General features: G+C 64.1%; 2 protein-coding genes and 1 pseudogene. All 3 read right to left on the bottom strand.

Features of this window, described 5'->3' with window-relative positions:
- Positions 1 to 394: 394 nt before the first annotated feature.
- Complete coding sequence (locus FIV39_RS34090) at positions 395 to 1,162, bottom strand: methyl-accepting chemotaxis protein (RefSeq protein ID WP_370737674.1); 768 nt, start codon at positions 1,160 to 1,162, stop codon at positions 395 to 397.
- An 87-nt stretch (positions 1,163 to 1,249) separates the two neighbouring features.
- Positions 1,250 to 2,254: pseudogene (locus FIV39_RS34085) on the bottom strand (cache domain-containing protein); the annotation flags it as partial.
- A 231-nt stretch (positions 2,255 to 2,485) separates the two neighbouring features.
- On the bottom strand, positions 2,486 to 6,493 hold the full coding sequence (locus FIV39_RS31430; protein WP_090403605.1) for a bifunctional nitrate reductase/sulfite reductase flavoprotein subunit alpha: 4,008 nt from the start codon (positions 6,491 to 6,493) through the stop codon (positions 2,486 to 2,488).
- Between the last annotated feature and the right edge of the window lie 129 nt (positions 6,494 to 6,622).

The raw sequence follows: 6,622 nt of genomic DNA, 5'->3' as shown, positions 1-6,622 counted from the left end.
TTCGTAGCAGCTGCCGAGCCCCGGCGAGGCTGCGTCGGCCGCGACTCGAGCTTGAATCGGCAGCGCGTCTGACGCAGCCTCGCTTGCGCTCGGCAGCTGCTACGGGGGGAGGCCTTGATGGGGTTGGCATTCGTAGCAGCTGCCGAGCCCCGGCGAGGCTGCGTCGGCCGCGGCTCGAGCTTGAATCGGCAGCGCGTCTGACGCAGCCTCGCTTGCGCTCGGCAGCTGCTACGGGGGGAGGCCTTGATGGGGTTGGCATTCGTAGCAGCTGTCGAGCCCCGGCGAGGCTGCGTTGGCCGCGACTCGGGCTTGAGTCGGTAGCGCGCCTGACGCAGCCTCGCTTGCGCTCGGCAGCTGCTACGGGAGGAGGCGGATGATCAGATGGCGACAATCATCAGGACTTGAAACGCCCCACCAGGCCATTCAACTCATCCGACAGATTCGACAAGCGCCCCGAGTCGTCCTGCGCCGAGTTGGCCAGGCTTTCCACCAGTCGCGCTTCGTCGTAGATCTGCTGGATATGCCGGTTGATCTCTTCGGCCACGCTGTGTTGTTCCTCGGCGGCAGCAGAGATTTGCAGGTTCTGGTCGCGGATTTCGTTGACCGACAGCTGGATGCCTTCAAAGCTGTCGCGCGCGCTTTCGATGGACGACACACTGGCCCGTGACAGGTCCAGGCAACTGCCCATCTTTTGCGTGACTTCCTGGGTCTTGTTTTCCAGGGTGCCGAGCAGGTGCTCGATCTCGCCGGTGGAGTCGGAGGTGCGCTTGGCCAGCGCGCGCACCTCGTCGGCGACCACGGCAAAACCACGGCCCTGGTCACCGGCACGGGCGGCCTCGATGGCGGCGTTGAGCGCCAGCAGGTTGGTCTGTTCGGCAATCGCGCGGATGGTGCCGATGATCTGGTTGATGCTGCGGCTGCCGGCTTCGAGTTCGACCATGGCGTCGGACGACTCGGTCAAGCGGCGGCCCAGGCGGTTGACGTTATCGGTGGTGACTTCGATCTGTTGCTTGCCCTCGGCCACACGGCGATGGCCGTTCTCCGCCGACTCTGCCGCACTGCTGCAGGAGCGCGCGACCTCGTTGGCGGTGGCGACCATTTCGTTGAAGGCGGTGGACACCAGTTCCACCGCCTCGCGCTGGCGCCCGGCGGCTTCGTTCATGTTGTGCGCCACTTCGCTGTTGACCTTGGAGGCGTTATGCAAATTGGCCGAAGCCGCGCCGATGTGCTGGATCAGTTGGCGAATGGCGGCGAGGAATTTGTTGAACCAGCCGGCCAGTTCAGCTGTTTCATCCTTGCCCTGCACCTGCAGGGCGTGGCGCAGGTCGCCTTCACCTTCGGCAATCGACTGCAAACCGCTGCTGACCTGGCCGATGGGCTTGACGATCACTTTGGAAAACGCCGCCGCGAGCACGCCGAAGATCAGCACCAGCACGCCGACGATGACAGCGGTGAGGTAGGTCATACGCATGGCTTCGGCCATGACTTCGCGGTGTTCGATCAGGCCGATATAGCGCCAGCCCAGGCCGGGGGAGGTCCACACGTTAGCCATGTAGCGCACGCCGTTGATTTCCACCTCGGTAGAACCTTGGGAGGTTTCGGCCAAGTGTGCATAGGCGGCACCCAAGTCCTTGAGCGGCTTGAAGCTGTGGGCGGCATCGCGTGGGTCGACCAGCACCACGCCGTCTTCGATCAGCATCACGTAGCCGCTTTCGCCGAGCTTGATGCTCTTGACCAGTTCGGTGAGGTTCTTCAGCGACACGCTGACCACGAACACGCCCTTGGCTTTGCCGGCGTTATCCAGCAAGGCGCGCGCGGTTCCCACCAGCGCCACGTCGTCTTTGTCGTAATAGTAAGCCGGCGTGCGCACGGTCTTGCCGGGGCTGGCCATGGCGGCCTTGTACCACGGGCGCGCGCGTGGGTCGTACTTGGCCAGTTGCGGGTCATCCGGCCATTTGACGTAGGTGCCGTCTTCCAGGCCGATGGACAGGATGGCCGCTGCCGGGTGCGTGGCGCCAAAGCGCGCAAAGCGCTCGATGACCGCCTGTGCCGCCGCCGGCATTGGCTGGCTGGCCGCGTCGGCGGGCTGGTAGTTCTTCAGCGTTTCCACGGAGGTGTATACAGGATCCGTGGCCATTTGATCGACGTTCTGCAGCGTGCCGTCGAAGAACTGGCGGATATTGCCATCGATCTGGCGGATTTCCCGGGTGCTGCCATCGATAAACTGGTCAACGGCCTGGGTCCGTGTGTTCATCACGGAGATGACCGCCACCAGGCTTACCGGGATAAACGCGACCGAGACAAAAGCCAGCACCAGCTTATTTTTTATTTTCATCGAGACGACCATCAGCGTAGGGGGCGGTCAAATCGTCTCGTTCCGGAAAAAGAGCGCGGCGATTTGCTATCACCGCTGTTTCGGCCCAGCGCCGGTGAAACTTTAGGGTTTTTTGTACACAATACAAAGTGCTTATTGTTCTGTATCCAATCAGTAGACATCACGCAGATAGCGCTTCTGTTCGCTCAATTGGCGCCAGTACTCCACGGCGCCCTCAACGCCAAGCCCGCCGTGGGTTTGCGCGACTTGGCGCAGGGCCTGGTCGACGTCCTTGGCCATATGGCTGGCATCCCCGCAGATGTACAACTGCGCGCCGTCCTGCAACCAGCGCCACAGCTCGGCGCCGTGTTCGTGGATGCGGTCCTGCACGTAGACCTTCTGCGCCTGGTCGCGGGAGAACGCCAGGCTCAGGTGAGTGAGCAAGCCGTCGTGCTGCATGCCTTGCAGTTCGTCCTGGTAGTAAAAGTCGCTGGCCGCGTGTTGCTCGCCAAAGAACAGCCAGTTGCGGCCCTGATGCCCCTGGGCCCGACGTTCCTGCAAAAACGCGCGGAACGGCGCCACACCGGTGCCGGGGCCGATCATGATCATCGGCACGTCGCCGTCGGCAGGTGTGCGGAAGTGCTTGGACGGCTGCACGAACAACGGCACCTCGCTGTCTGCGGCGCGGTCGGCGAGGAAGGTCGACGACACGCCCTTGCGCTTGCCATAACGCACGGCGGCCACGGTGAGGTGCACTTGCTGCGGGTAGGCTTTGGCGCTTGAGGCGATTGAGTACAAGCGTGGTTGCAGGCGCTTGAGGGTGCCGAGCAGTTCGTCCGCCGAACAATCGATGGGGTACTCGTGCAGCACGTCCACCAGTTGCCGGCCCCACAGCCAGTCTTGCAGTTCGGCCTTGTGCTCAGGGCCCAGCAGGTGTTTAAGGCCTGGGTTGGCGGTGCGCTCGGCAATAAAGGCCAGGGTGTCGCTGCTGGGGCGGGCGATTTCGAAACGCTGGGTCAGTGCCTGGTGCAGCGGTACATCGCCGAAGGTGTCGATGTTTACGCAGGCCGTGGCATCCAGGCGCGTCAGGTCGAGCAGTTCGCTGACCAGTTCCGGGCAGTTGCGCGGCATGACCCCCAGGGCATCACCGGCTTCATAGCTCAGCCCGGAGTCGGTCAGGTCCAGGGCGAACTGGCGGGTTTCCTTGTGGGGGCTCTGCGGATTCAGGTGCCGGTTGAGCAGCAGCCGTGAGCCATGCAGCTTGGTTTTGCCCGCCGGGGTGGCGGGTGGGGCGAGCGTTGCGGGCTTGGCCGGGTTGAGGGTGTGTTGCAGCTGGGCCAGCCAGGCGTAGGCGCGTTCTTCGAATTCGGTGTCGCAGTCCACGCGCTCCAGCAGGCGGGTTGCGCCCAACTCCAGCAGGCGCTGGTCAAGGCGTTTGCCGTGCTTGCAGAACTGGTCGTAATTCGGATCGCCCAGGGCCAGTACCGCAAAGCGCAGCGACTCCAGGCGGATCTCGGCGGTACTCAGGCTGTGCCAGAAGCGTTCGCCGTTGTCCGGTGGGTCGCCGTCGCCGAAGGTGCTGCTGATCAGCGCCAGGTTTTGCGTGCTTGCCAGCTTGCTGGCGGGAAAATCCGCCATCGCACTGAGCTCGACGCTGATGCCGGCGTCGCGCAGGCGCTTGGCGAACCGTTCGGCGAGGGCTTCGGCGTTACCGGTCTGCGAGGCCCATAACAGGGTGACGGCCGGGGCGGGCGGTAACGCTGAGGTGCTGGTGTCGGTGCGGCTGAACAGCCCGCCGAGCAAACCGTCCAGCCACAGGCGGGAATCCTTGGCCAGCGGCGCATCGATTGGCATCACCGGTACACCGGCTGCCTGGCGCCCGGCGTCGGAGCGCAGGCCGCTGAGGAAACCCGCGAGGTAAGTGCGTTCGCTGTCGCTCAATGACGGGGCCGGCACGTTGCGGATGCCGGCAATATCGGCGAAGGCGTCAAGGCGCGACATGGCGAGGTCCTCTGCTAAGGGGGAAAAATCATTCGTGGCCGGTCTATCGAGAAACTGGTGATCGATCAACTCGACCCGGGCCAGGGCAACGGCACAGAACTTGAACTCGGGTTGCAGGGAAATCGGATCGACCGCGTCGTTGGTCACCGCGTTGATCGCGAGGTTTTCGCCAAACACATCGTTCCAGTGGAAGGGCGCAAAACAGTTGCCCGGGCGCACGCGGTCGGTGACCACCGCAGGCAGTACGGCACGCCCGCGCTGGGAGCGCACCTCCACGCGGTCGTTGTCCTTGATGCCCAGGCTTGCGGCGTCTTCGGGGTGCAGTTCGACGAAGGGGCCGGGGTTGAGTTTGTTCAGCGTGGCGACCTTGCCGGTCTTGGTCAGGGTGTGCCACTGGTGCTGCAAACGGCCGGTGTTGAGCACGAAGGGGAAGGCTGCGTCGGGCATCTCCGCCGGCGGCATATGCGGGCGCGCAAGGAACTGGCCCTTGCCGGTTTCGGTGGCGAATCTGAGCGTGCCTGTATTCAGGTAACGGATCGGGTTGCGGTCCGCGCCAGCCTCCGAAGAGCAGGGCCATTGCAGCGGTTGTTCGCGCAGCCGTGCATGGCTGGCGCCGCGAATGTCGTAGCCGGTCTTGGGGTTCCAGGCGCGCTTGATCTCGTCGAAGACCTCAGCGGCGCTGGCATAGGTGAAGGCGTCGGCAAAGCCCATCTCGCACGCGACCCTGGCGATGATTTGCCAGTCGGGCAAGGTCTGGCCCGGAGGTTCGACGGCTTTTTGCATCAAGGTCAGGTTGCGCTCGGAGTTGATCATCACCCCTTCGGCCTCGGCCCACAGCGCGCCGGGCAGCAGGATGTCGGCGTAGCGGTTGGTCTCGGTGTCGAGGAAGGCATCCTGGGTGATCACCAGTTCGGCGGCTTGCAGGCCTTCGATGACCTTGCGGCGATTGGGCGCGCTGGCCACCGGGTTGGTGCAGATGATCCAGCAGGCCTTGATCTGCCCGGCGCTCATCTGCTCGAACATCGCCACGGTGCCGCCGCCGACCTGGCGCGGCAGGCTGTCGGCGGGGATCTGCCAGAGGTCTTCGATAAATGTGCGGTCTGCCTCCACCAGCACCGAGCGTTGCCCCGGCAGGCCAGGGCCCATGTAGCCCATCTCACGGCCGCCCATGGCATTGGGTTGGCCGGTGAGGGAAAACGGCCCGCTGCCGGGGCGGCAGATGGCGCCGGTGGCCAGGTGCAGGTTGCACAGGGCGTTGGTGTTCCAGGTGCCGTGGGTGCTTTGGTTGAGGCCCATGGTCCAGCAGCTCATCCATTCGGCGGCTGCGCCGATCCAGTCGGCGGCCTGGCGGATGTCCGCTTCGGCCAGGCCGGTGATGTCGGCGACCGTGTGCGGTGGGTAGTCTTCGAGGAAGCCGGGCATGGCCTCCCAGCCCTCGGTGAACGCGGCAATAAAGGCCGGGTCGGTGTGGCCGTTCTTGACCAGCAGGTGCAACAGGCCATTGAGCAGGGCGAGGTCGGTGCCCGGTTTGATCGGCAGGTACAGGCCGGCCTTGTCGGCGGTGGCGCTGCGCCGTGGGTCGACCAAGATCAGCTTCGCGCCGGCCTTGACCCGGTCCATCATGCGCAGGAACAGGATCGGGTGACAGTCAGCCATATTGGCGCCGATCACGAAGAACAGGTCGGCGCGGTCGAAGTCTTCATAGGAGCCCGGCGGCCCGTCGGAGCCGAGGGACAGCTTGTAGCCGCTGCCGGCGCTGGCCATGCACAGGCGTGAGTTGGACTCGACGTTATTGGTGCGTACAAAGCCCTTGGCCAATTTGTTGATCAGGTACTGGGCTTCCAGGGACATTTGCCCGGACACATAAAAGGACAGGGCATCCGGCCCGTGGCTGTCGAGGATGTCGCGCAGGCGCCCGGCGGTTTCGCTGATGGCGGTGTCCATGGCGATGCGCACCGGGTCGTGGTCACGCTTCTCGCGCAGGTAGGCGTTCTCCATCCGCCCGGACTCGGCGATAGCCTGCGCGCAGGTGGTGCCTTTGGTGCACAGGCGGCCGAAGTTGGTGGGGTGGGCCTTGTCGCCGATCACCTTGACCACCTTATTGTTCTCCACCTGCATGACGATGCCACAGCCCACACCACAATAGGGACACACACTGCGTACGCTTTGGTTTGCCATCGGTAACCCTCGAAACTTTTTCTGCCCGCCAACAAAAAAGCGCCCTGCAACCCTCCGTTGGAAACGGGGATTGCACGGCGCCTTTGTCGTGAATGGGCAATCAGCGTTGACTGCTCTGTGTGTACTCCT

The sequence above is a fragment of the Pseudomonas grimontii genome (assembly GCF_007858185.1).
GTDB classification, from domain to species: domain Bacteria; phylum Pseudomonadota; class Gammaproteobacteria; order Pseudomonadales; family Pseudomonadaceae; genus Aquipseudomonas; species Aquipseudomonas grimontii.
The sequence above is the reverse complement of the archived record's forward strand: the minus strand, read 5'-3'. Positions and strand labels throughout refer to the sequence as shown.

What these genes read in the sequence shown, in the direction of transcription:
- FIV39_RS34090 (WP_370737674.1), bottom strand. Translation starts at nt 1,162, where the DNA reads ATGAACGAAGCCGCCGGGCGCCAGCGCGAGGCGGTGGAACTGGTGTCC.
- FIV39_RS31430 (WP_090403605.1), bottom strand. Translation starts at nt 6,493, where the DNA reads ATGGCAAACCAAAGCGTACGCAGTGTGTGTCCCTATTGTGGTGTGGGC.